This window comes from Bacillus sp. FJAT-27251, from assembly GCF_001273925.1.
Classification (GTDB): Bacteria; Bacillota; Bacilli; order Bacillales; family Cytobacillaceae; genus Mesobacillus_B.
On sequence record NZ_LIGG01000001.1, the window covers coordinates 541,531 to 567,033 of the forward strand.

26 protein-coding genes are annotated in these 25,503 nt (G+C 48.1%); 6 read left to right on the forward strand and 20 right to left on the reverse strand.

The genetic code is table 11. The annotated features are described in order from the left end of the window. Nucleotides 1-225 precede the first annotated feature (225 nt). A protein-coding gene (locus ADU22_RS24085; RefSeq protein WP_231687832.1) for an IS3 family transposase occupies nt 226-1,556 on the forward strand; the annotation gives its coding sequence in 2 pieces (ribosomal slippage) (nt 226-607 and nt 607-1,556; 1,332 coding nt in all). A gap of 216 nt (nt 1,557-1,772) precedes the next feature. Continuing rightward, entirely contained in the window at nt 1,773-2,210 is a 438-nt protein-coding gene (locus ADU22_RS02550) for an Hsp20/alpha crystallin family protein (RefSeq protein WP_053360759.1), read from the forward strand. A 67-nt stretch (nt 2,211-2,277) separates the two neighbouring features. Here the strand turns inward: ADU22_RS02550 and ADU22_RS02555 are convergent, their stop codons facing one another. Beyond that, on the reverse strand, nt 2,278-2,505 hold the full coding sequence (locus ADU22_RS02555) for a DUF2188 domain-containing protein (protein WP_082252770.1): 228 nt from the start codon (nt 2,503-2,505) through the stop codon (nt 2,278-2,280). A gap of 634 nt (nt 2,506-3,139) precedes the next feature. Here ADU22_RS02555 and ADU22_RS02560 point away from each other — a divergent pair. Together ADU22_RS02560 and ADU22_RS02565 are read left to right on the forward strand one after the other, a co-directional pair. Next, on the forward strand, nt 3,140-5,617 hold the full coding sequence (locus ADU22_RS02560; RefSeq protein ID WP_156324303.1) for a SpoIID/LytB domain-containing protein: 2,478 nt from the start codon (nt 3,140-3,142) through the stop codon (nt 5,615-5,617). Nucleotides 5,618-5,897: 280 nt separating this feature from the next. Continuing rightward, a complete protein-coding gene (locus ADU22_RS02565; RefSeq protein WP_053360762.1) occupies nt 5,898-6,839 on the forward strand; it encodes a metallophosphoesterase in 942 nt (313 codons plus the stop codon). Between the two features lie 65 nt (nt 6,840-6,904). On the opposite strand, the gene ADU22_RS02570 is transcribed toward ADU22_RS02565, so the two are convergent. Continuing rightward, the gene (locus ADU22_RS02570; protein WP_053360763.1) at nt 6,905-7,438 is read right to left on the reverse strand and encodes a hypothetical protein; all 534 of its coding nucleotides are present in this window, start codon (nt 7,436-7,438) and stop codon (nt 6,905-6,907) included. A gap of 623 nt (nt 7,439-8,061) precedes the next feature. Here ADU22_RS02570 and ADU22_RS02575 point away from each other — a divergent pair. After that, entirely contained in the window at nt 8,062-9,417 is a 1,356-nt protein-coding gene (locus ADU22_RS02575; RefSeq protein ID WP_053360764.1) for a M20/M25/M40 family metallo-hydrolase, read from the forward strand. A gap of 54 nt (nt 9,418-9,471) precedes the next feature. Here ADU22_RS02575 and ADU22_RS02580 read toward each other — a convergent pair whose 3' ends face one another. The 16 genes from ADU22_RS02580 to ADU22_RS02655 all read right to left on the reverse strand — a co-directional run bounded on the left by ADU22_RS02580 (nt 9,472) and on the right by ADU22_RS02655 (nt 23,121). After that, nucleotides 9,472-9,672: a hypothetical protein gene (locus tag ADU22_RS02580; protein WP_053360765.1), complete on the reverse strand. Its 201-nt coding sequence runs from the start codon at nt 9,670-9,672 to the stop codon at nt 9,472-9,474. Between the two features lie 16 nt (nt 9,673-9,688). Further along, complete coding sequence (locus ADU22_RS02585; RefSeq protein ID WP_053360766.1) at nt 9,689-10,036, reverse strand: hypothetical protein; 348 nt, start codon at nt 10,034-10,036, stop codon at nt 9,689-9,691. Nucleotides 10,037-10,640: 604 nt separating this feature from the next. After that, nucleotides 10,641-11,492 carry a PhnE/PtxC family ABC transporter permease gene (locus ADU22_RS02590; RefSeq protein WP_053360767.1) on the reverse strand — a complete coding sequence of 284 codons (852 nt, stop codon included), beginning with the start codon at nt 11,490-11,492 and terminating at the stop codon, nt 10,641-10,643. Beyond that, nucleotides 11,492-12,277 carry a PhnE/PtxC family ABC transporter permease gene (locus ADU22_RS02595; protein ID WP_053360768.1) on the reverse strand — a complete coding sequence of 262 codons (786 nt, stop codon included), beginning with the start codon at nt 12,275-12,277 and terminating at the stop codon, nt 11,492-11,494. The genes ADU22_RS02590 and ADU22_RS02595 overlap by 1 nt, the downstream gene beginning before the upstream one ends. Further along, nucleotides 12,267-13,058 carry a phosphonate ABC transporter ATP-binding protein gene (gene phnC, locus ADU22_RS02600; protein ID WP_053360769.1) on the reverse strand — a complete coding sequence of 264 codons (792 nt, stop codon included), beginning with the start codon at nt 13,056-13,058 and terminating at the stop codon, nt 12,267-12,269. The genes ADU22_RS02595 and phnC overlap by 11 nt, the downstream gene beginning before the upstream one ends. Before the next feature lie 24 nt (nt 13,059-13,082). Then, a complete protein-coding gene (phnD, locus tag ADU22_RS02605; protein ID WP_053360770.1) occupies nt 13,083-14,120 on the reverse strand; it encodes a phosphate/phosphite/phosphonate ABC transporter substrate-binding protein in 1,038 nt (345 codons plus the stop codon). Between the two features lie 91 nt (nt 14,121-14,211). Then, the gene (locus ADU22_RS02610) at nt 14,212-14,931 is read right to left on the reverse strand and encodes a phosphonate C-P lyase system protein PhnL (RefSeq protein WP_053360771.1); all 720 of its coding nucleotides are present in this window, start codon (nt 14,929-14,931) and stop codon (nt 14,212-14,214) included. Between the two features lie 133 nt (nt 14,932-15,064). Beyond that, nucleotides 15,065-16,243 (reverse strand): phosphonate metabolism protein PhnM, encoded by a 1,179-nt coding sequence (phnM, locus tag ADU22_RS02615; protein WP_053360772.1) that lies wholly within the window; start codon nt 16,241-16,243, stop codon nt 15,065-15,067. Nucleotides 16,244-16,346: 103 nt separating this feature from the next. Beyond that, nucleotides 16,347-17,192, reverse strand: a complete 846-nt coding sequence (locus tag ADU22_RS02620; RefSeq protein ID WP_053360773.1) for an ATP-binding cassette domain-containing protein — start codon at nt 17,190-17,192, stop codon at nt 16,347-16,349. Continuing rightward, nucleotides 17,193-18,047 carry an alpha-D-ribose 1-methylphosphonate 5-phosphate C-P-lyase PhnJ gene (locus tag ADU22_RS02625; protein ID WP_053360774.1) on the reverse strand — a complete coding sequence of 285 codons (855 nt, stop codon included), beginning with the start codon at nt 18,045-18,047 and terminating at the stop codon, nt 17,193-17,195. Further along, nucleotides 18,047-19,159, reverse strand: coding sequence for a carbon-phosphorus lyase complex subunit PhnI (locus tag ADU22_RS02630; RefSeq protein ID WP_053360775.1), 1,113 nt, complete (start codon nt 19,157-19,159; stop codon nt 18,047-18,049). The genes ADU22_RS02625 and ADU22_RS02630 overlap by 1 nt, the downstream gene beginning before the upstream one ends. Then, the gene (gene phnH / locus ADU22_RS02635; RefSeq protein WP_053360776.1) at nt 19,160-19,759 is read right to left on the reverse strand and encodes a phosphonate C-P lyase system protein PhnH; all 600 of its coding nucleotides are present in this window, start codon (nt 19,757-19,759) and stop codon (nt 19,160-19,162) included. Between the two features lie 71 nt (nt 19,760-19,830). Next, nucleotides 19,831-20,256, reverse strand: coding sequence for a phosphonate C-P lyase system protein PhnG (gene phnG / locus ADU22_RS02640; RefSeq protein WP_053360777.1), 426 nt, complete (start codon nt 20,254-20,256; stop codon nt 19,831-19,833). A 523-nt stretch (nt 20,257-20,779) separates the two neighbouring features. Then, a complete protein-coding gene (locus ADU22_RS02645) occupies nt 20,780-21,481 on the reverse strand; it encodes a GntR family transcriptional regulator (protein ID WP_053360778.1) in 702 nt (233 codons plus the stop codon). Nucleotides 21,482-21,618: 137 nt separating this feature from the next. Next, nucleotides 21,619-22,251: an LbetaH domain-containing protein gene (locus tag ADU22_RS02650; protein WP_053360779.1), complete on the reverse strand. Its 633-nt coding sequence runs from the start codon at nt 22,249-22,251 to the stop codon at nt 21,619-21,621. After that, entirely contained in the window at nt 22,252-23,121 is an 870-nt protein-coding gene (locus ADU22_RS02655) for a PHP domain-containing protein (protein ID WP_053360780.1), read from the reverse strand. A gap of 181 nt (nt 23,122-23,302) precedes the next feature. Here ADU22_RS02655 and ADU22_RS02660 point away from each other — a divergent pair, with 181 nt between their 5' ends. Beyond that, nucleotides 23,303-24,124, forward strand: coding sequence for a Cof-type HAD-IIB family hydrolase (locus ADU22_RS02660; protein WP_053360781.1), 822 nt, complete (start codon nt 23,303-23,305; stop codon nt 24,122-24,124). Between the two features lie 37 nt (nt 24,125-24,161). Here the strand turns inward: ADU22_RS02660 and ADU22_RS02665 are convergent, their stop codons facing one another. Further along, nucleotides 24,162-24,959: a transposase gene (locus ADU22_RS02665; RefSeq protein ID WP_053360782.1), complete on the reverse strand. Its 798-nt coding sequence runs from the start codon at nt 24,957-24,959 to the stop codon at nt 24,162-24,164. A gap of 265 nt (nt 24,960-25,224) precedes the next feature. After that, on the reverse strand, nt 25,225-25,503 hold a 279-nt coding region (locus ADU22_RS02670; protein ID WP_156324427.1), incomplete at its 5' end, for an IS3 family transposase.

The following is a 25,503-nucleotide window of genomic DNA, read 5'->3' on the forward strand; positions in this document are numbered from 1 at the left end:
ACCATGAGAAAAGTGCTCATCATCTTAGTATCCATTTGTTTATACGCGATGCTGGCCCCGCCGGTGTAAACCACACATTTTATGCTCTCTTTCCACGGAATATCGTGAAAAAGCCTCTCCATCAAATAGAATGTACCCTATAGAGTAGACACCTAAAAAAAGTCTACCTATAGGGTACTTTTTTGTATAATTAAGCAATACAACATGAGGGACTGGAGAACGGTTATGAGTAAAAAGACTTTTACAGAGAAAGAGATCAAAAAGCTTTCAGCTAACAAATATGTTAAATCTGTATCTTCAAAAGGCATCACCTATACAGATGATTTTAAGAGATTATTTATAGCGGAAAAAGAAACAGGCAAATTGGCGAGAGAAATATTTGAAGAGTGTGGGTTTGATGCAGAGATCCTGGGGACGGAGAGAATTAGGTCAGCCAGTAAGAGATGGAAGAAAGCATACATGGAGAATGGGGTCGCTGGGCTACGCGATACCAGGTCGGGAAATTCAGGGCGTCCGAGAGACAGAGAACTGACATTAGAGGAGAAAAATGCCTGTCTGGAGGCACAAATCAACCTGCTTAAGGCGGAGAACGAGCTGCTAAAAAAGATACGGTTCGCGGAAAGGAGGATGAAGAAGTAGTCCTTCCCCCTTGCCAAAAGTATATCCTTATTCGTTCAGTGATTGAGAAATACAAGCTGAAGAATATGGTTAGCTATCTATGTACAATATCGGGTGTTTCAAGAAGCGGTTATTACAATTATTTTTCAGTGGACTCACAAAAACGGAGAGAGCAAAAAGAGGAGCAGGACCAGCTCGTAAAGGAAATGATTCTAAAAGCCTTCCATTTCAAAAAGCGTAAGAAAGGCGCACGCCAAATCAAGATGACACTGGCGGGTCAATTTAATGTTGTCTACAATTTGAAGCGCATTCGGCGAATTATGAGGAAATACGGGATTATCTGCCCCATTAGAAAAGCCAATCCTTATAGGAGAATGATGAAGGCCACAAAAGAGCACAGAGTGGTGCCAAACCTGTTAAAGCGTCAGTTTAAGCAAGAGATCCCCGGCAAAGTTCTGCTCACTGATATTACTTATCTAAATTACTCGAACGGACAAAGAGCTTACCTATCCGTCATAAAGGATGGGTCTACAGGTCAAATACTGGCTGAATATTTGTCTGACCGGATGACGATGGAACTAGCCACTAACACTCTACACAAGCTAAAGAAGAACCGTAATTTCAAGAAAGCAAAGGAAGCATTAATTCATTCGGATCAAGGGGTTCACTATACCCACCCTGACTTTCAAAAATTCGTTAAGAAGCTTGGGTTGCGTCAGTCAATGTCAAGACGGGGTAACTGTTGGGATAACGCCCCCATAGAATCCTTTTTTGGCCACCTTAAAGACGAGGTTAATATAAAGGGATGTAAGACGTTGAACGAACTTAAAAATGAAATTAGCAGGTATATTACTTACTACAACAACCAGAGATATCAATGGAACCTAAAAAAGATGACCCCTGTTCAATACAGAGATCATCTTCTTAAAGCTGCCTAGGTTTTTTTTAGAATGTCCTTTACAAAGGGTACACTTTAAAATACGGGAGAGGCTTTTCCTTTCTATCAAATGAGGCACGAGAACCGTCCCCCTGTCTCTATATCGCCCTCCGATATGAGAGCGATTCCTCTTGCATGAGGACCACCCTGCCTGAATACATTCCAAATAACAGGGAATAAAAGTCCTGTAAGCCCATTTAGGAAAGGAGAATGAATCATGTCAATGCCTCCATTTGATCCTTTTAGACAGCTTTCCAACATCCGGAAGGAGTTCGATCGCTTTCTCTCGGATTTTCCCGAGACGCTGCAAAATGAACTCAATCTCGGCGGCATCCGGGTGGATGTTCATGAGACAGAAAATGAGGTCGTTGCGACTTGCGATATTCCCGGAGTCGAAAACAAGGAAGATATCCAGATTGTCATCGACAACAACCACTTGAAAATCAGCGGGACCATTAACCGGGCAAACGAAGTGAGCGATGAGAATATGTATCGCAAGGAGAGGCTATCCGGCAGCTTCAGCCGGAATATTACCCTCCCTGTCGCCGTATCGGAGGAGGGTGTAAAGGCCTCCTATCGTAACGGAGTCCTGGAAGTCAGGATGCCAAAGCAGCAAAGCACCCCTAAAAAAACCATTGATATCGACTTTCAATAGAGGCAAAGGGACGGTTCTCCCGCTTCATTTCTTTGATAGAATGAGGCAGGAGAACCGTCCCCGTGTTTTAACCTCTTGGCGGAAAGGGATCGTTGCCGTAGCTGTCTCTCGACTGGATTTTTCCGTCCTTACCATGGATGAAAAGTTCTGACTCTTCTTCTTTTGCCAATTTCCGGGCTTGATTAATGGCTTCCTGCTTTGTTTTGGTTACTTTTGTGGATTCCTCATTCCCTGCACCGAGGACTTTCCACCCGCCTCCCTCATTTGGAGTAACATGCTGATTTTGCCCCGCCATCCTTATCATCCTCCTTTTTTAATCGCTCTGTTATAGTTGAATGTTGATTTCACTCTTATTCAAAAAATAAAGGGAGAAAGTCCGGTTAATTCGGGAAATATCCATATTTCCCTTAAAATAAGAGGAGTTTTTCCGGTTAAAGGGATCAGAATCATGAATTTTGCCTTCATTTGAGAAGATAAGGGAAATTTCTCCCCTTATTTCTGTTTCTTAAGGTGCCTCTGCATACAATAACCGGAAATTCTCCCCTTAATAATTTTCATGTCTTTATGGGAATCAACAATGAATAATAACAGCGCCTTTTTAATAGACTCGTTTAATGGAAATACCTTTTACGTTCCCACACGGAAGCAAGTGCGGATTTCGTTGTTCTTTCACTTCCCCTTCCTCCTAAAAGTAAACTAAACTTCCCCCATATATAAAAAAGGAAGGCCTCTGCGTAAAATCCAGAGGCCTTCCTTTTATCCCTGCGAAATTGAGGCAGCAGAACCGTCCCCATGCCTCAGAATTTTACCAACAATTGGTGATTGCTGTCTATTTTTGTATAGAATACTATTATTTTGTAATGGTATAATTTGACCATAATAGAGATTGAGGAAGGGGTACCATTTTGAAGGGATTGAAGAGGTTATTTTTGTTGGCTTTGTCACTGCTCCTGGTTATTTCAGTTATTCCTGCGCCTTTTGTTTCAGCTTCCGAGGCACCGGAGCCCATGGTTCGTGTCAAGCTTACCAACTCCCAGTATGTTGGCAGCAAAGCGGCTTTGACGCTGATACCGGAAACCAAGTATTCAACGAATCTAGCCAACGTTACTCTTGAAGCCAACCAGACTTATAGTGTGAGGGTCACTGGCACGAATGTGGACCTTATGAAAGGATCGCAGCTTCTTGGAAGTGCAGCGCAAATCGAGATAAAGCCCCAAACAGGTAAAGGCCCCATCTCAATCAATGGACATCTATATTTGGGAAGCTTCAGCTTTACGAACGAAAACGGCAAGTTTGTCCGTCCCTTCAATACAATTGGCATCGAAGACTATTTAAAAGGCGTTGTCCCAGCTGAAATGCCCGCTTTATGGAATATGGAAGCATTAAAATCACAGGCTGTGGCAGCGCGAACCTATGCGATGGGTTATGTAAATAAAACTCCTGATGACACCATTAATTTCCAGGTGTATGCCGGCTATAAATGGCATCAGCGTGCCACGCAGGCAGTGGAAGCGACAGAAGGCCAGGTGATTGCTTATAACGGCAATCCCATCAATTCCGATGCGCTGTTTTCATCCAGCAACGGAGGAAGGACCGAATCAAACGCGAATGTCTGGGGTGGTACGCAGCGTGCCTACCTGAAGGTGAAGGAAGACCCCTTTGACCCGAAAACGGTTTGGTCTTTTAATATGAAGAAGCAGCAGATTGATACCTCCAAGCTTGACCTATCAAAGGCCGACACATGGTGGTCCGCCACTAACGAAGCCGAGCAAACAAAAGTCATCACCAACATCAAGACTTGGATAAAGGCTAACGGATATGCCGGCAAAGATGTGAAGATTACGTCTGTTCCGGTTCTGTCACTGGGAGGAACAAAGTCCGGCGGCCGTGTAAGCACGGGTACCATCCATATTGAATTCCTGGTAAAGGAACAAGGAAAAGCGCTAGAGCAAACCATCAAGCTCGAAAATGTATCGGCCTCAAGAATCCGGGCGATTATCGGCCTTGACCTGATGAAAAGCTACCTGGTCGACTCCGTCGATACAGCAAGCGATACGATCAAAGTTTCAGGCAAAGGATACGGGCATGGTGTCGGACTGAGCCAGTATGGCGCGAAGAAAGCAGGAGAATTAGGGAAAACCTATCAGGAAATCCTCGCTTTTTACTTTGAGGGAACAACGCTGAAAAAAATGTACAAGACAGCCAATATCACTGCACCGGTCACTCCGGACCCGGCGCCAGCCATCCCGGCACCGGCTCCAGTTCCAGTTACACCACCGGCAGCACCAGCACCGGTCCCTGCAAAGGATGAAACGGCACCAATCATTAATGAGATAAAAACAGCTTTTGATGCGAAATCGAACCTGGTAAATGTTAGCTTCACAACCAATGAAGCTGCTAAAATATCAGTTTACGTGCAGGACCTGAACGGAAAAGTAGTCGCTACCATTTTGAATGGCGTACAAAAACCAGCAGGTGCCCAAACATCATCCTGGAACGTGGCGAACGTAAACAACGGGAAGTACGCATTTGTGATCAGCGCTGAGGACGCGAGCAGCAACAAGGCTGCCGTGACCACACCTTTCACTCTTGCGAAGCCTGCCCCGAAGGACACAGTCGCTCCAACTATCAAAAATACGGCGACTTCCTATGACGCAAAGACACAGCGAGTTTCACTCAAGTATGAAATCAACGAAGCTTCTAAAATGACCGTCCAGGTGAAAGACCTGAATGGAAAAGTCATCGTCACTATTTTAAATGGAATCCAACATCAAGCAGGTGCCCAAACCGCATCCTGGAATGTGGCGAACGTAAACAACGGGAAATACACATTTGTGATCAGTGCCGAAGACGCGAGCAGCAACAAGGCTGCCGTGACCGCACCTTTCACCCTGGCGAAGCCTGTCCCGAAGGATACAGTCGCACCAACCATCAAAAATACAGCGACTTCCTATGATGCAAAAACACAGAAGGCATTTCTCAAGTATGAAATCAACGAAGATGCTAAAATGACCATTGTCGTGAAGGATTCAAAAGGGAAAACAGTGGCGACTCCTGCCAATAGCCTGGCTGTCAAAAAGGGAATCCGCTGGGCATCATGGGATGCATCCAAGCTGGCCAACGGCACGTATTCCATCACCATCACCGCAGTGGATTCGAGCAGCAATAAGCGCAGCATGACGGTTGCCCAAAAATTAGCTAAGCCAGCGCCGAAGAAAATGACAGGCAAAGTAACAGCCACAACCCTGAATGTCAGGGCAACCGCATCAACCACTGGGAAAGTGATCGGCACGGTAAAAAAGAACCAGACCATCACCATCCTTTCAAAAGAAGGAACATGGTACAAGATTGAATTCCAAAAGCGGACAGGCTATGTCCACGCCAACTACGTTTCCAATGTGAAATAGCGAGGCAAGGGGACGGTTCTCCTTCATCGCATCTGTTCCTGATTGGATTAATTCTGGCAAAACGCTGAATTCATAGAAGACAAGAGGGTGTCCATCCGGGCACCCTTTTTGATTTTCGCAGCCCTTTGATAAGCCACGGACAATCGGCACGGTCCAAAGGTTGTACATTAATAAACATGTAATGTAACGTAAATCGCTTTTTTACATAGAGTTAACGGCGCATTTGCCTCCCTTTGATACCATCTAGAGGAAATGAAAACTTCTTGGGGAGGAATGTAAATTGGCAGAAGCAAAAAGCAGAAAAAACCGGATTGGAAAGACACTCAGAGCGGTTACGGCTGCCGCAGCACTGGGAGTGGCCCTTACCGCAGCAAGCCCCGCGGCGTTCGCGAAGAACGTGGACAAGCCCAAGTTCGAATTTGGGCTTGTCCCGGATGCCCAGTATTGCGACTGTGACATTAACGGTACCCGCTATTACAGCAACTCACTGGACAAGCTAATGGAAGCCGCCCAGACGTTTAACCGGGAAGAGGTGGATTTTACTGTGCAGACGGGCGATTTTATCGACCGGAACCTTTCGAGCTTCTCGGATATCCTTCCAATCTTCAATTTGATTAATGGCCCGAAATACCATGTCCTTGGCAATCACGACTTCCCTGTCACAACAGACGAAGTGGTCGATATTCTCGGGATGCCGAACCAGTACTATGATTTTAAACATAAAAACTGGCGCTTCGTTGTGCTCGATACCAACGACCTTAGCCTCTACGCAAACCCGGAAGGCTCCGATAAGCATCAGGAAGCAGAGGAAATGTACAATACGCTGAAAGCCAATAATGAAATCAATGCGCAAACCTGGAATGGCGGGGTCAGCGAGGAACAGCTTACCTGGCTGCGGGAAGTATTACATAAGGCGGAACAGCGTAACGAAAAAGTGGTGGTCCTGGGACATATGCCGGTTTACCCGGAAAATGAACACAATGTGTGGAACGACGAAGTGTTGATGGCGGAACTCGAGTCTGCTGGGAATGTCGTTGCCTATTTCAATGGACACAACCATGCTGGCAATTATGGCGTGAAAAACGGGATCCACTATGTAAACCTGAAGGGTATGGTGGAAACGGATGACACCAACTCCTACTCCATCGTCCGCGTGTACAAGGATCGCCTTGAAGTGGATGGCTATGGACGTGAAACCGACCGTGTTTTAAAAATCCAATAGGAACAAAAAGACTCTCTTCCACACTAATGAAGAGAGTCTTTCTTTTACCCGATACAGTGATACACCTATTCCTCTTTTTCCTGCTTCCCGGAAAGTTCCTTATAAGCAATAACCTTTAAGGCTTGTATCTCCTCTTCCGATAATTTGCTTTGTATCTCTGCCATGATTTGTTCCCGGTTGGCGCTGCCTTCTTCCACTTCCGTATGTATTTCCTGGATGCGGGTCAATCCCACCTTCTTGATCAGAACCCTGGCCGCTTCTTCTTTTGTTGTGAACGGCAGTTCTTCTTTCCTCTCAGCTCCTTCCCTGCTTGGCTGAACCGTATTTTCAGGGTCTGCTGTTTCTGGTGCCTCTGCAGAAGCCTCTCTGGAGCTGCCCATTCCCGGGACTGGCATTGCTTGCTCTAAAAACTTTTGCACTTCAGGATCCTTTTCAATGCTTTCCTTCCATTCCTCCAAGTGTTCACTATCCTCTAATGTCTGCGTTAGCTTTTCAGTGATTTTATCGGAGGCCAAATTCGTCCCCCAATAATATCCTCCTATAGGCAAGATGCAAAATGCAAAAATCATTGCGAAACCAACTAGTCTTCTTTTCTTCACCTTCATCCTCCTTTTAGCTCTACTTTAATTTTACACATCCTTCCAGAAAAATAACTAGTCTTAAAGAAGGGTTTTGATGCATGGGGACGGTTCTCCTCCCTCATAAAAACATTGCAGGCATAAAGACGAAGGTACATTTTTCTGTCGAAAACTAATCAAGGAGTGATACCTGCCGACATATCCATTCAAAATAACAGATATTTCTCGGGAAATTGTTGAAATTTGGGCTACAACAAAACTTCTTAATAAGATTTAGAAATCACAGGCGTGTATCGCCACGCAATATGCAGATCCACAGCTATATCGCTCGTGATTTTTTTCGTATCGGCCAGCGCTATATCGCTCACAGTTTCACTCGTATCGTGCAGCGATATGGCGCTATACTTGCCTGACTGGCCATTCGCCATGCGATACGCTTCGAATCGGCATGGCACTGCTTTAAAACTGTTACATTCCAAGGGTGCAGCTTAATGGTTATCCCCTGCCTGCCCACCCGCAGAAACAAAGGCTAAGCCCCCAAAGGCCAATTAGTCTAATAGTCTCATTTTCTTGTTTATGAAAGGGTTTTCAATATGCAGATAGAACTTTCTAATGGATGTACATATCAAAGGAGGTTAATAGTGATGAAAAAAGCGAAGAAAAAGACGGCAGTGATTTTATCGACGATTCTACTAGCTTCATCCTTTTCGGTTGTGGCTGCTCCCTTGGCCCAGCCTGTTGAGGCGGCCGAGGCCAGGGCTGTAAACCCCAGCGCCAAAGCTCATGATCAGAAAGTGATTGCCAGGGTGAGCACCGAGCGGATGTTTGAGGATGCCCGCTATCTGGCAGAAACAATTGGTCCAAGGGTGACCGGGACGGAAGGCGAACAAAAAGCGGCTGAATTCATTAGGGAACGACTTGCTTCCTACGGGTACGAAGTGGAAACACAGGAATTTGGCATCCCGGATAAAGGAGTTGGCCACCTGCAAACCAGTGACAACAAAGAGGTGCTCGTTACGATTCCGGCTGGTTCAGGCGGGACGCCGAGTGATGGAATTACGGCTGGGCTGTTCGATGCTGGCTTAGGTAAGGCTGAAGACTTTACTCCCGAGGCAAAAGGAAAGATCGCCCTTATCTCCCGTGGCGTTCTGACATTTGCAGATAAGGTTAAAAACGCCATTCAGGCAGGAGCTGCCGGTGTCCTCATCTACAATAACGCTGATGGGCTTGCCCCTTTAAATCCATCGCTTGGGGGCACAAGCTTTAATATTCCAGTCGGAGGACTTACAAAGGAAAGCGGCGAGGCTTTGCTAAAGGATGTGGCCGCCGCCAACAAAACGGTAACCTTTAATGTTCAGCTGCTGAAGAATGTGAAATCGCAAAACATCATCGTATCCAGAACGCCAGAGAAAGGCAGCAATCATGAGATTGTCTACGTTTCCGCCCACTTCGACAGCGTTCCATTTGCTCCTGGCGCCAGCGACAATGCTTCCGGTACGGCCGTTGCACTTGAATTGGCACGTGTATTAAAGAGCTATCCAATCGATAAGGAAATCCGGTTTGTTTTTGTTGGGGCCGAGGAAATTGGATTGGTCGGCTCCAAATACTATGCAAATCAATTAAGTCAGGATGAGCTAAAGCGCAGCCTTGTCAACTTCAATATGGACATGGTCGGCACCGCCTGGGAAAACGCAAGTGCCATTTATATGAATACGATTGACGGCAAGGCCAATATCGCGACCAATACAGCACTGGCAACGGCTGAGCGGATCGGGACTCCTTCGGAACTGATCCTTTACCAGCGCGGCGCCTCTGACCACCAGTCCTTTTATGATGTCGGAATCCCAGCGGTGAACTTCATCCGCCGCGAACCAGGCACGGCAGCATTGGAGCCTTACTACCACACCCCGCTGGACACGATGGAATATTTAAGCGCCGAACGCCTGAAAGAAGCAGGAGACCTTGTAGGAGCATCCATTTACAGCGTAATACGGAAGTAAAACACAGGGACGGTTCTCCTGCTTCCATAAAAGGAAGCGGGAGAACTGAACTGCTCATTCAAGCTCGCTCCATAATGGCGGAAGTCCATGCTCACTCATGAATTGGTCAAAGCGACGAGCATTTTCTTCGTTTATTTCAATTCCGTCCAGCCAGATTGTATCGCATTCATCACAAATAAAGATGGTACGATTTAATTTTTTCACCTCAGCCCTGTGCACAATCCCCTGGCCATCACAAAATGGACATTCCACCATTTTGAGCCCCCCTCCTTTACGTATGAATCCTTTCAAGCAGCTCCCAATCTACTTCTCCCTCAAGTTCGTTGACCAAATTTTCAACAAGAAGGGATGCCTCGTCATCCATGCCTGCATCATACCCGAATTTTTCAAAATATCCTTTTTTAAACATATGAAACCAATAGCACTGGCTGTACAGGACCGTTTCGTAAGTGAGGGAAGAAATGGCTGCTATTTCCTGTTCAAATTGTGTTAAAAACAAATAATAATGCAATAGCAACGTTAATTCTTCATCATCGACCGTGATGATAGCAGATAAATCAAGTACAGGCTGCATTTTGTTAAACAAATGTTCCAGTTCTTCTCTCGTCATGATTTTCATTATGGAGCCCCTTTTTCAATAAGGAATTTCTAGTGTTTACATTTTAACTATATAAAACTCTGAAAATTCGTCAACATCAGGGTTGGCAAGAGTTCCCCCTGCTCCATAAAATGAGGCACGAGAACCGTCCCGATGCTTCCCATTTGCGCCCCACCCTCCTTTACGTATGAATCCACCGAATTTGAAAAATAAACGGAACAATTCCGCTTATCTTGGGAAATATCAATATTTCCCGGCATATAGGGGGAGTTTTTCCGTCTATCTTCATTTTGACCCTTGGTTTTAGCCCCATTTAGAGTAGTTAAGCGGAATTTCTCCGCCTATTCCAGCTATTTATAGCCCTGTTTTATGCATTAACCGGAAATTCTCCGCCTATCATTTCCTTGCCACCACGAAAGATCATCCATATGGAATTCTTTAAACCCCAGCATATCAATCTATCAACGAATTTGCACTCTGACAATAACACTGGTCATCCTGGTTTGCGAAAAAAATACAGCCCAATTCACTGAGAATAGGACTGCTATTTTGTGTGCTAATTAGATTTTACACTCAAGAACCCAACCTGTTCCGCTTGTGAAGTCCTGAACAGAGATGGCCTGCCTCACGTCAGCCTTTTTTTAAGTTTGGCGGCTGTGATTTCGAGGAGGATGGCGACGGCGAGGATGAAGTAGGTGATGGCTCCGATTTCCCTTATATCGAGATAGAAATTGCTTGCCATGAACATGTCAAACCCGATTCCTCCTGCCCCGGCGGCTGCACCCATGGCGACGGCGACGGCGAAGTTGATTTCAAAACGCAGGAAGGTCCATGAAATCATGTAGGTCAGGGACGATGGCAGGACAGCCTGGAAGATGATTTGCCACCAGCCGGCACCGCTTGCCTGCAAGGCTTCGATCACTCCTTTGTCCAATTCCTCGAACGACTCCGAATACGCCTTGACCAGGTAGCTTACAGAGTGGAACGTCATCCCAATCACGGCGGCGACGCTTCCGAGGCCGGCAGCCACGGCAAAAATCAGCACCCACAAAACCGTCGGGACGGCGCGGATGAACGCAACCACTCCCTTGACCACCGATGAAACCCATTTGGAGGACAAGTTCTCGGCCGCCAGCAGTCCGAAAAATACGGCAATCACGGCACCGAACAAGGTAGTTAAAAACGCCAGGCCCAAGGTGACAAGCACCTGGTACAAGGCATGGCCAAAGGTAAAACGCTGCAGATGCGGCTCAAGGAACATGGACTTCAAATTGGCGAAGGTCGCCAGCATCGCTTGTACAAAATCAATCTCTTTATAATCAAAACTAAAAAACGCGTACACCGTAAGCGCGGCGAGCAGCAAAAGTGTGGCCCTTGTAACCACTGTGGACCTATTCCACGTTTTGACCCTGATCCGCCTGCGGGGGCGCTGCTTCACCAGCTGCCCGGCCGTTGTCACCTGTCCGTTTGCTTCCATTAAAGAATCACCCTCCTCACATAGTTGGATACCGCCTCAATGCAGAGAATCGCGGCGACGATTACCAGAACGACAAGCGCTGCAACATCATAATTCAAGCTTTTATAATACAAGTTAAACGTGAAGCCGATCCCTGATCCGGTGAGCAGGCCGATCAAGGTCGCACTTCGGATGTTCGTCTCGATCATGAACAGAACCCAGCTGATCATCTGCGGCAGGCTTGAGGGAATCACCGAATGAAAGATGATTGAAAAATAACCCGCGCCAGTCGCCCTCAACGCTTCAACCGAGCCGCTGCTTGCCTCGTCAATCGTTTCCACAAACGATCTCGTTAAAAATCCAAATGAACCGAAGAACAAGGCAAAGTAGCCGGTCAATGAACTTTGTCCAAAGGAGAACAGCAGAATCATCGCCCAGGCGGCGACATCGATATTACGGAAAACGGTGGCGATTCCCCGGCTGATGCTTCCGAAAAACGCATTGACCCTTGTTGTGTTCGACCCAAGGATGGCGAACAGCAAGGCCGCCGCTGCCCCCACCGTCGTGGCGGCGACCGAAACGAGCAAGGTTTCAATCAGCTTGTCGATAATGCCCGGAAGCTTCACCAGCGATTCCTGTGTGGGATAAAAATTGCCCAGTGCCCAGCCAACCGCATCAGGAACGGAAGTGAATCCTTTCGCCACATCGTACTCCGTCACCACGATCGCGATTAGCGTAACCCCCGCCAGGGCAAGAAGGAAGCCCAGTGAATGCCGTCTTTTTTTAGCAAAAAAATCAGCTTGCATGGATGCCTCCCAGGTCAAAAATCAGATCTTCAGCCTCCGAACCGTAAATACGCTGAATATCTTCTTTTGTAATACTTTCCGGAGACCCATTAAAGACCACCTGGCCTCCGTTGATGCCAATGATTTTATCACAGTACTTCAACGCCACATCCACCTGGTGCAAATTCACCAAAACCGTAATCCCCATTGAGGTGGATATATTCCGCAAATGGTCCATGATCACCTTCGCCGAATTGGGATCGAGCGAGGCAATCGGCTCATCGCACAGCAGCATCCGGGGGTTCTGGATGAGCGCCCTTGCTATGCCGACCCGCTGCTTTTGGCCGCCGCTCAATTGGTCTGCCCGCTTATACACATGGTCCTCAAGGCCAAGCACGCTTAAAATCTTCAAAGCCTGCTCTTTTTCCTCCTGGCTGTACAAACCAAGCACCCCGGCGATTGCCGACTTTTTCCCCAGGTTCCCGTGAAGCGTATTTTCAATTACGCTCAGGCGGTCGACAAGGTTATAGTGCTGAAAGATCATGCCGATTTTCGTCCGGACCAGCTTCAGTTCCTTTTTCTTCAGCTTCATGACGTTCCTGTCATCAAAGGTGATTTCCCCGCTGCTTGCATCAATCATCCGGTTGATGCAGCGAAGGAGAGTGGATTTCCCCGCCCCCGAAGGGCCAATAATCGAGACGAACTCTCCTTCGCTCACGGAGAAGTTAACATCCGTCAGCGCTTTTGCTTCACTGCCGAGAAATTGCTTGGATAGAGATTGCACTTCCAACAAGGCTGTCATCTGTCAACTCTCCTTCATCCTGCTTTAGTTTGAAAGCTCGCGAATCGGATTGAACCACTCATCATTCACTTCAACCAGACGCTCGTTACCGGTTTTCTTGAACAGGCCGGAGAATTCACTCTCTTCCGGAACAAATACCTTTTCGTTCGCAGCCATTTCATCGGAAGTCATGATTCCAAGAAGGTCCGACTGCAGGTCTTCACTGATTGTATCGGTATTGATCACAAATGGCGCGTTCAGGACCGGAGTGACGGAGATGAGCGTGAATTCCTTCCCGGCCACCGTATTGAATGGCTCCGCTGCATCTTCCTTGACTTTATAAACCGATCCCGGGCGATTTTCTTCGCCTTCCACCAGCTCGACATAGTTGTTCACACATGTATCGCAGAAAGCAGCTACATCTGCTTTACCGGATAAAAGGTTGACTGCAGAGCCCTGGTGGGAGCCGCCGTATAAAACTTCGCTGAAGAACTGTTCGCTTCCGCCTTCAAGCAGATCTTCTGCTGCCAGGCCGGAATGTTCGCCCTTCTTGCTGAAATAGTCGACAATCCCTGTTGATGGGACTTTAAATCCGGATGTTGAACTGTTGGAGACAAACGAGAATTTTTTGCCCTCGATGTTATCGATGGCAAATTCATCGCCATTCTGGTATTCGGACGCCCTGTCTTTCTCCACTGCGAGCCAGCTGTAGTAGACGGCATCGTCCAATGTACCGGATTCACCGGAAGGAACAACCAATGGAAGAACCTTGTCGTTCTTGTTATGTGCCTCTATGTATCCTTGCGCTCCCAGGAACGCCATGTCGGCATTTCCGTTGGCAATCGCCTCGATGGCGACGATATAGTCTGTTGTCGTTTGATGTTCAACCTTTTTGCCCGTTTTTTCCTCAATCATGTTCCCAATTTCATCACGAGCTTCCGTCAGATCCGCACCCGATTCATTTGGAAGCCAGGCAACCGTCAATGTATCCTTGTCTTTGCCCTCTGAATTCGCTTCGGAAGAACAGCCTGAAATGATGACCATTAAAACGAGGGACAGGAACAGCCATAATGATTTCTTCATTATAAATCTCCTCACACATTTTTATTTTTTTACCCTTCCCTACTATATCTGCCCAACATCAATCTACCATTAATGAACTATTTATTATTTTTTAAGAATTCGTAAAAGTGGCAGCGTGGGAGAACACCCCATTTTGCATGTTGTATTCGCGGTCGCATAGATTGTTCATAAACTCAAGGTCATGGAAGATTCCGAGCATTGTCGTGCCCTGCTTCATCAGCTGTTCAATCAGCTCTCTGACCTTGAGCTTTGAATCATGGTCCAGGCTGGCGGTCGGCTCATCAAGAAGCAGCAGCCGCGGTTTTTTCACCATCGCGCGGGCAATGTTCAGCCGCAATTTTTCACCGCCCGAGAAAGTGGCCGGGTAGCTGTCCCATAGCTCAACATCAAGCTCAAAGTGCGCAAGGATCTTCTCCGTCTCCTCTGCCGCAAACTCAGCGTCCCTGCCCATCTCCACAATCGCCTGCTGTACAAGCTGCCTGGCCGTGGTCCTTGGCATCGCGCTTAAAAACTGCGACACGTAGCCGATCTCATGCTTTCTGAGGTGCAGCATCTCCCGCTCTGACGCCTGCGCCAGATTGATGCGGCCAAACCTTTGCGACTGGTACCAGATGCTCCCATGTTCGATGCGGTAGGTTCCGTAGATGCATTTTAAAATCGTTGATTTGCCGCTGCCGCTTTTTCCGGTAATCCCGACAAACTCGCCTTCTTTCAGGGCGATGTCCACAGAGCTGACCGCATGAATCTGCTTTCCGAGGTTATGAAGCTCAAACGTTTTGGATAAATCCCGAATTTCCAAGAGCGTCTCCATCCGCTCACCTGCTTTCCTGTGTTATTTCAGACCGTGTTTTAACTGCTTCGGTGACTTGGGGGCGCTGAACCCCGGGCCTTCTTACGCTAGTGGGCGCTGGAACTTTGCCCTGGAGGCTGGACCTCGAACTACCTTAAATGCGGTAATTCGTTTTCTGGATCAGCTTGCCGTCCACAAACACACCCGTAATCACCGGGAAGCCGCTCCCGATTTTTTCGATAATCAGCAAATCCGCTTTTTTCCCTTCGCAGACAGAGCCAATTTCATGATCCATGTTGACAGCCTTGGCCGGATTGAGGGTCACGAGCTTCACCATGTCGACCAGGTCCATTTCGTACTTTTCCACCAGGGTAAAAATGGAATGAAGCATCGCGGCCGGATAGTAGTCGCTGCACAATATATCAATCGACTGATACTGGATGGCTTCCGCTGCGCACAGATTCCCGCTGTGCGACCCGCCAAGGAGGACATTCGGCGCACCGGCAATCGTATACATGCCAAGCTCCTGCGCCCTGCGTGCCACCTCAAGCGTGATCGGAAATTCACTGATCGTCGTTCCAAAGCTGCGGACAAGCTCCAATTTTTCAAGGGTATCATCGTCATGGGAAGCGACCGCAATCCCGTGCTCATGGGCAAGCTGGGCAATCTCCGAGATGTCATCGATCGACAGCTTTTCCTTTGTCTGATGGTTATGGATTAGCACATCGATCGACGCATCGCTCATATTGTTGTAGCTTTTGACAGTATTCCGGTAGATTTCCAGATGGCGGTACTGCCCCTGGCCGGGTGTATGGTCCATAAAAGAAACAAGATGGACTTTGTCCTCCGTGATATAGCGTTTGAGATTGTCGATTTCCGCCACATTGTCAATCTCGAAGCGGGCATGGAATCGATGGCGGACCAAATGCTTTGTGCTGTGGCTCTGATCAATCAGATTAATGAACTTGCTGACATTTTCCGATTCGCGGATCGGTTTGTAGGAATACTCGGACCCTTTGTAAAGGGACAGCGAGTGGAACATCGTCGTGATTCCGTGCGCAATCAGCTGTTTCTCGGTTTCTCGTAAACTCAGCTCAAAGTCCATCAGCGAAGTCGGCCGGGGCGCCGCCATATGCTCAATATAATCGGAATGGATGTCGATGAACCCAGGCGCCACATACCCGCCGGCTGCATCGATCACCTCCATGCCTTCATGGAATTGAATCTCGCCTTTTGGAGCAATCTTCTCAATCCGGTCGTCCTTGATTAAAAGGTCATAGCCTTGCAGAATCGCCTCTTCGGTAATTAGCTGTCCATTTGTGATGACAAACAACGTAGTTCCCCCTCAATATGTAGATGGAAATCCTCCCCGCAAACTTCGTCCAGATGCGAGATCCAATTTTTACAGAGTATTTCGTCCTAATGAAATCCCATTTTTACAGCAAAGAATGTACCAGCTGCTGCGTGTATGGATGCTGCGGGTCCTCAAGAATCTGGTCGGTCAGCCCCTGCTCAATCACCTTTCCTTCGAGCATGACAAGGGTCCGGTCGGCCAGCATGCGGATGACGCCCAGATCATGGGACACGAGGACAATGCTGATGTTCAGCTCCCGCTGCAGGTTCTTGATTAGATCCAGCACACTTGCCTGCACCGACAAATCGAGCCCGGTCGTGACTTCGTCGAGCAGCAGCAACGGAGGGTTATTGGACAATGCTTTCGCAATCTGGACCCGCTGCTGCATTCCGCCCGAAAAGTTTTTCGGAGCCTCTTTGCGGCGGTGCACCGGGATGTTGACCTTGTTCAAAAGCGCCGTCCCTTTGCCTTCCATCATGCCGACATCGCGGCTTCCGGCCGCAATCAGCTTCTCGGCAATATTGCCGATCGAGGAGAAGTTCATTTTCAGACCGAGGATCGGGTTTTGATAGACTTTGCCCATCACATGGTTGCGGATATAGCGCTGCTGCTGGGAAGACTCCTGAAACAGGTTCTTTTCGCCATTTTCATAGTCTGCGAGATACGCCTCGCCGTCCGTTACTTCCTGGTCAAAATAAAGGCACTGCATCAAGGTCGATTTCCCGCTGCCGCTTTCGCCGACAATCCCGAGGACCTCGCCAGGGTATACGTCAAAGCTGACATCCCGGCATGCATAGACGGTTCCGCAAACCTGGCAGTAATTTTTAACAAGGGAAGCCGATTCCCCGCCTTCGCACTTTGGACAGCCAGGGCCATATTGCTTGTTCAGATTTTTTATCGATAAAACTGGGACTTCAAACTCAGCCATTTAGTTCACTCCAACTTTTTCGACTTCATTTAATTTTTCAAGGCAATAGCTTGTGTCATTGCACTGGTGGACCGTCTCATTTGTCGCCTCATCGACAAGCTCATCCAGAAACACGCCGGTTGAACCGCATAATCGGCATTGTTTGTCACCAAAGCTTTCCGGCTGGAATGGATAATCGTTAAAATCAAGCGACACCACCTTTGTGTAAGGCGGAACGGCGTACACCTTCTTTTCCCGGCCTGCCCCGAGCAGGATGAGCGCATCGTTTTGCTGCATTTTCGGGTTATCGTAGCGCGGGATTGGGCTCGGCGCCATCACATAGCGGCCGTTCACGAGCACGGGATGGTCGGCTCCGGTTGTCATGCTGCCATATTTCACAATCTGTTCAAACAGCATCAGCCAGGCCCCGCTGTATTCTTTTTCCGCATGAAGCTTTTTGGTTTGTGATTCGCTTGGCTCATAATAGCGGAGCGGCTCTGGCAGCGGCACCTGCAAAACGAGGATCTGTCCTTTCTTTAGCGGAACTTCGGGAATCCGGTGCCGCGACTGGATCAGCGTGGCCTCCGCCGTATGCTCGGTCGTCTCCACTCCCGTCGTATCGCAGACAAGCTTTTTAATGTTGACGGCATTGACCGATTCATCCGATCCCTGGTCGATGACCTTCAGCACGTCGTTTTTGCCAATCAGGGAAAGAGTCAACTGCAGGCCGCCGGTACCCCAGCCGCGTCCGATCGGCATTTCCCTTGAGGCAAATGGAACCTGGTAGCCGGGAATCGCGATTGCCTTCAGCGTCGCTCTGCGAATCTCCCGTTTTGAGCCTTCGTCAAAGAAGGCAAAGTTGTAGGCTGTATTCATCACGTGGTCACCTCTTGTTTTTCCTCTTTTTTCGTCTTCCGCACACTATCCAGCTTCGATTGGAAGGTCACATAATGAGGCATCTTCAAGTGCGAGATAAAGCCGGTTGATTCGACTGAATCAATATGGAAGAGGACGAACTCTTCATTGTGGCTTGGAAACTCAGTGTTTGGATGTTCAAGGCAGTTATCGAGGATCCCCATCGCGATCGCCTTCGTTTCGTTCTGCCCAAAACAGAGGCCATAGCCGATTTCAAACTCGAGCTCTTTTTTGCCGTATTCCTTTTCAACGGTCACCGGCATCAGCATTTCCACTTCCGTGACCTTCACTTCGCCGATGTAAAAGGCATCCTCTTCCTCAGTGCCCGCGCCTGCCGGATGGTCAATTGTGACCGGCAATGTTCCGACGCGAAGTTCGCCTACCGTCGGATGCAAAGCGCCGTAGCCGCGGATGACCGCATAGGCAAACGACGTCACCGCACCGGTCTCTCCCCTGGTCAAAATCTGGAGCCTTTGGCTTCTGCTTGATGGAAACTCAAGGCTTTCCCTCGTGACATCATCGGGTTCTGTGTCGTTGTTTTCGCAAGGAGGAATCAGCTTTTCCTTCCGCAGATAATCGATTACCTTGGGCAGAGCTTGCGATCCGGTTTCGCTTTTTGAGCTTTCGTTATGATAATGATGAAGCCACTCCTGCACCGTTTCGTCTGTCTCCTTTAATAAGCTGAAGTCCAGCAATCGGTGGGTATAATCAGTGGTCGCTCCAAGAATCTGGCCGCCTGGAATGTCTTTGAAGCTTGCCGAGATTCTGCGCTCTACGTTCATTTCGCCGGACTGTATCACACGTGAGTAATGCTTCCGCGGCACGGTCGACCTGAATGCCCTTAACAGGAACACCGCTTCTTCCGGATTTCCTTCCGCCTGCTTGATGGCCAGGGCGGCAAGCTCTTCATTGTAGAGGCTGCTTTCTGACATCACCTGGTCAATCAGCCCCCGCATGCCGGCCTGGATTTTTTCGGTTTCAATCGCCTGCCCCTGCTGGATTCGTTCATATTTCAGCCGCTTGATGGACTCTTCAATCGCAATCGTTCCGCCTTTAACCGCTACATATCCCATTTAGGCTACCACCTGGCTTTCGGTAATTTGCGTCGTTCTCGGCAAGTAAAGGAGCTGATGGTGCTGATCAACGAACATCAAATCCACTCCCAGCGGGAATTCTTTGTTCTTATCCCGGCGGGCTTCCACCCAGCTGTCTTTTACATTCATGAAGACCGTTTCCGTTTCTTCAATGCCCGGTCCGGTCAAAAACAGCGGATCGCCGCTGATGACAGAATCCACTTCCGCAATGATCGTGGCAGAAGCATGCGGGTTTTTTAGTGTCCCGGGCTTCGCCTTTTCGAGCGCCTCCGTGAGCGCTCCCMTCCTGGCATCCCCCAGGATGAAGATATAATCTGCATACGCGGTTTCCGTTTGTTTGGCATATGTGAGCTGATTGATCAGTTTGGAAACTTTTTCGGCCTGATTGGAAATAACGCTGAACGTTACCTCCTGGTCCAATAAGGTCAAGGCCATGACGAGCAAAGAAGGGGAGCAGCCGGCGGTTGTACCAGCCAATTCGGCTTCCTTCCTCAAATCTGAAATATGGCCTGGCCTAGAGGCAGAGTCCACCATTTTGCGATAGACCGCTTGAAGGTCATGAACGGCATCCAGCTTCATTGTCTTTTCCTCCTTGTTTGGTTTTCGTGCAGTTTTGGCAGCTTGTCAGCATTCTGGCTGCGGCCTGTTGGCTACTGCACGTCCATTGTTTCAAAATCGACTTTTGTTTTTAAAATGGCCTGTCTGGCACCGTCCCTTTGCTGGCGAATGTTCTGCTCCTCTTGTTCAAGGAGTCCGGCCCAGCTGCCTGTTTCCGGAAGCTCAGCTTCATAGGCGGCGTCAATGACCGCAAGATTTTCGGCCAGCTCCGGGTAATCCCCAGCCACGATGCCGATTCCGATGGTTTCTCCGATTTGCACCTTGCATTCTGTAACAAATACCTCTCCCGGATAAAACAGGCTTTTTTGCGAGGTTTCCCGCATTTTCATCATGACCAGCCCGTTTTCCGGGGACTGGATCACCTCGACCTGGTAGTTCTGCCTGATGTTTTCGGCCAGCTGGGATGATAGCTTTTGAGAGCCGTGGATCAGGACTTCCGTTCTCCTTCTTCTCTTCATAAAAAGACCTCCGCATGTCTTTGTTCTACAAATTAAATCTATCTTGTTGCCAAGCTGGCGAACGTAAAAAAACAGTGAAGTTTGTACAGGTTTTGTAAAGGGGGCGTGAATGGGGGTGCAGGGGGCTTTGGGGGGACTGCAGAATCAGTCAGGGCTGGATGAATCGCTGGGCTATTCGGATTCGGAGTGAGGGAAATCCCCTTGAGCTGTCCGAATACCGCCCTCATTCGGACCCGGATTGCTTGAAAACCGCTTCTTCGGTCACCAAGAGGGCGTATTGGTTACCGCTCTCTACCTTTTGTCCCTTCTCTCGGTCACCAAGAGGGCGTATTGGTTACCGATCACTTCCTTTTGGTCCTCTCCCCGGGTCACCAAGAAGGCCCTTTGGTTACCGATCACTTCCTTTTGGTCCTTCCCTCGGTCACCAAGAGAGCAAAAAAAGCCCGGGGAGAAAACAAAAACTGCTTTCTCCTCGTGCTTTTTTAACGAACAAATCAGACGGCCCTTTGGTTATAATTTTCACTTATATCACATACGTAAAGCAATCGCTTCGATAATGGATCCTAGAATATTCCAGGACCGTGCCGGTTTTTTTATCCAAACAGCCGGATTCCAGATGCAACAGCGGGACAAGGCTCGGGCACTTCAGCAGCTCCCGTTCCATCTCATTTGGAAATACGATGCTCAGCTGGCTGCGCATCGGCTCGAATTCGGTATAACCTTGCTGCCGGTAATACTGAAAAATGGAGCTGATCTGCTTTCCCTCGTTTTCAATATTATTGAAAACAGATTGAGGCAGAAACGAGGTATGCAAAGCGATCGGGCAGTCATCCACGATCCGCAGCCGGCTGACCTTATAAACGGCTTCCCCACTGTCCGCATGCAACGCATGGTAAACCGCCGAATCATAGTCAATCTCTTCGCAGCCAAGTGTGATGGTCCTGAAATCATGCTTCAGCTCTTGCATTTTTTCACTGAAAGAGACATCTCCAGTCAAGATCAGGGGAATTTGCAGCTTCCGGTTTTGCACATAGCTGCCTTTTCCTTGCTTCGAAAAAATATAGCCCAGCTCCTGCAAACGTTCGTATGCTTTCCGAATCACCATTCTTGGCAGCTTATATTCATCTGCCAATTCATTTTCGGAAGGCAATTTTTCATTAGGTTTATATTTTCCTTCCCGTATTTCCGAAATCATCCGGTCGACCAGCAATGCCTTCTCTGCCATCAGACGATGCTCCTTTCGAGACCCATTCTCGTGTATCCCTTCACCATTTTAAGAGAATGTGGATGTTTTTATTGGAAAATCCCCCGCAAAAGCCTGAGGCCGCCCTTCAAGGGCCAAACACCAAAGTTCGTTACCCCTCATCCATGCTTTTGGATAAAACTTTCAACATCATTCAGTTCATCAAAATGCTGTTCAAGCTTTGCCCTTGGCCAGTCCCACCAGGCAATCGAAAGCAGGCGTTCGGCGGTTTCGCTGGAAAATCTTCTTTTTATCGGCTTGGCAGGCACACCGGCGACGATGGTGTAGGGCTCGACATCCTTTGTGACGACCGCGCCCGATGCGATGACCGCTCCTGTGCCAATCGTGACATCTTTCATGATAATCGCACCGTGGCCAATCCACACATCATGGCCGATTTTCACCTTATGCGTCCTTCTCCAGTCAAAAAAGGCTTCATCATCGCCCTCCGCAAAATTGTACATCACCTTCCGGTAGGTCATATGATGCTGCGTGACCCGGTCCATCGGGTGCTGGACCGGATTGATGCAGACATGGGAGGCGATGCTGCAAAACTTCCCGATTTCCGTATAATTTACCGTCACATCGTCCATGGTGTAGGTGTAATCTCCGAATGAGCTTTCGATGATTTTATTATGGGAACCAATTGAGGTCCATTCTCCTGCATGGCTGTTAAGGACCAGGCTGGTTGAATCAATGCTTGGAGCTTTCGACAATTTCCGTTCTGTTTTCGGCTGGTAGATTAGCGTCATTCAGGCCTTCAGCTCCTTTGCAGCCATTTCTCTTCTTGCTTTAAGCTCTTCGATGATTCCCGCTCCCGGGCTTTTGCTGCCAATTAGGACAGGCTCCTCCCCATAACCACCGTGAAAATCGGAACCGCCTGTCATAAGCAGGTTGTATTCCTCAGCAAGCTCTTTGGCGGCCTGTTCATGCATGCTGTCATGCAAGGGATGCCAAACCTCAATGCCCTGCAGGCCTGCCTTAACAAGCTCAGGCACCATTTCGAAATTGCCATACTGACCCGGGTGGGCAAGGACCGGAACACCGCCGGCGCGGCGGATCGCCTCAACAGCGGTTTTGGCATCCATGTATTTCATTGGGATAAAGGCGATTCCAGGGGGCTCTCCATTATGGCCCCGATTGAAGAGTTTTTTATAGAGGGGACCGTAAATCGTATCCGTATAGCCTGCCTCGATCAGGGCATGCATAATATGCTGCTTGTACACCCCGGTACCGCCATGCGCAAGCTCCAGACAGTGCTCCCATGTAATCTCGTAGCCCCCGGCAACAAGCCGGCGGACCATCTCCTCCGAGATTTTATGCCTTAGTTCGACCAGCGGCTGGCAAACCGCCTCGATTGCCCGATGCCCCGGCTCGACATAATAGCCGAGAATATGGACTCGGCGCCCCCGCTCGAAATCAAATCCTGATATCTCAATCCCGGGAATGACCTCAATCCCAACCTTCTTCCCTGCTTCCACGGCTTCCTCCAGTCCCAGCGTCGTATCATGATTGGTGACCGCCAAATGCGTCACCCCCTGCTCAAGCGCCAGCGACAAAACCTCTTCCACACTTAATGGACAATCAGAAATATTGGTATGACAATGCAGCTCCACCTTCATCCGCGTTCCCTCCTTCACCTTTCTTTAAAGATAACTTGATGCCAGGCAAAAAAGGTTAAGCCCACGTAAAAATCATGTAAAGATGCACGGGGACGGTTCTGCCCCATGTTCTGCTAGTGACAGTCCAGGCAACGGGTAGTACAATAGGAGGCAATGTTGCAACGAGAAGGAGCTAATTTAAATGTCTTATAAAATGATTGTTTTGGATTTGGATGATACGCTGCTTCGTGATGATCATACGATTTCGGAGCGCACGAAAGAGGCCTTGATGAAGGCGCAGGAGCAAGGGGTAAAGGTCGTTCTTGCCTCTGGCCGCCCTACGCCCGGGATGCTGCACATTGCCGACGAGCTGTCTTTGGCCCAATACGGCAGCTTCATCCTTTCTTTTAACGGTGGAAAGATCATCAATTATTCTACTAAAAAGGAAATGTTCAGCAGTACATTGTCTTTGCCGCAGGTTAAAAAGCTTTATGAGCTAAGCCAGCACGAAGGCGTTGACCTCCATACGTACGTGGGCCACGAAATTATTGCCGAAACCGATAATCCTTACACGAGAATCGAATCACAGCTCACAGGGCTGCCGGTCAAACTGGTGGAAGATTTTGTTGAGGGTGTCGAGGAAGAAGTCGTGAAAGTGCTGATGGTCGGCGATCCTGATAAAATGAAAACTGTCGAAGCGAAACTCCAGGTGGAACTGGCAGAAGAGTTCAGTGTCATGCGTTCCAAGCCTTTCTTTCTTGAGTTCACCGAAAAAGGTGTCACAAAAGGGACAAGCCTGAACCAGCTGATCCAGGCTTGCGGCATCAAGCGCGAAGAAGTGATTGCCATGGGCGACAGCTACAACGACCAGGCGATGATCGAATTCGCCGGCCTTGGCGTTGCGATGGGAAATGCCCCTGACGATATTAAGGAAATCGCCGATCATGTCACAGACACCAATATGAACGACGGCGTGGCCAAGGTTGTCGAAGAGTTTGTGCTGAGGCATTTGGTAGAAGCTTAATTCATGCKGGACGGGGGGACAGGTTCACTGTCCCCCTTCACACCTTCCTCGCCGGGACGAGGGACCTGTCCCCATGTCCCACACGATCAATCACACTTTTGGATATCCCGGTGATTCTCGAAATTTGTCTTACCGTTGTCCCTTTTAGCTCTTTTAGTTGGGCCAAAATCAGATCCCTTTCTGTCTTCTCCATTTGCTGCAGGGTGCTGTTATCCTTGATTCCTAATTCGTGGAGGAATTCTTTTACCTTGTGATCAGGCATCCTCACTCTTATCTGGTGCTCCAGGCATTGATCCTCATTGGCTTCCATCATGCAGGCCATAAACATTTGAATCGCTGTCCTCCTGTCGGGAGAAAACAAATCAAGTCCCTGGTCAATATCGACAATTTTTCTTTTATGAACATATTCCCGGATGCTTGTCCACTGGCGGTCAAAAACGTTTTGAACAATCCCTGCCTTCAGCGGATTTTGATGGATATACCTTAGAACGGTTAAAAAATACCGTGCACTATCGACCGCTTCGCTTTTAAACCGGTCCTGGAATAAGTGCCCACACCGATCATATTTCAGGTTATACCAATATACATAACTCGAGCTGATTCTCTTCATGGCTTCTGAAATCGTGTCCCCCGATTCCTTTATTAATAGATGGATATGATTATCCATCAAACAGTAGGCATATAGCTCAAATCTGCTAATCTCTTTATATTTTTCAAGTGTCTCCAAAAACTTCGATTTATCGGCATCATCCTCAAAAATAGTCTGCCTGTTTATTCCTCGCAGCATAATATGATAAATTCCATTAACACTCTTTCTCCTTGGTTTTCTTGGCAAATAAACATCACCTCAATACGAATCGGTCATTTAACTCTTGTTTTCGGGATTTATTTTTTACAAGCGGGGATTTATTTTCTTGAATTTCAGAAGGGGTCTTTAAGTGAAGTTGAAGCTGATCAGGGAAAAGGATAGAAACCAAAAAGGGATTACTTTTTCAATTCCATGCAAATTTTATAACTCCTGCAGTAACTCGAGGGAATTGTGACGATTTTGGGGCAAAGGGGACAGGGTGTGAGCTGACCCCCAAATGTTAGAGTTTTGATTATGCAGCTAATTGGCTGGTATGGTTCCGGTATTGAACCGGGCTCATACCAGCCAATTTTTGCTTAATACGTTTGTTATTATAATAATCTATATATCTCCCAATTCTCTCAGTTAACTCTTTAACCGTACACAATGCCTCGCCATAATACATCTCTTGTTTTAGAATGCMAAAAAAGTTCTCCATGGGGGAGTTGTCTAAACAGTTTCCTTTTCGTGACATACTTTGAAAAACCTTATTTTCCTTAAGTGCCTTAACCCACTTTTTATGCTGATATTG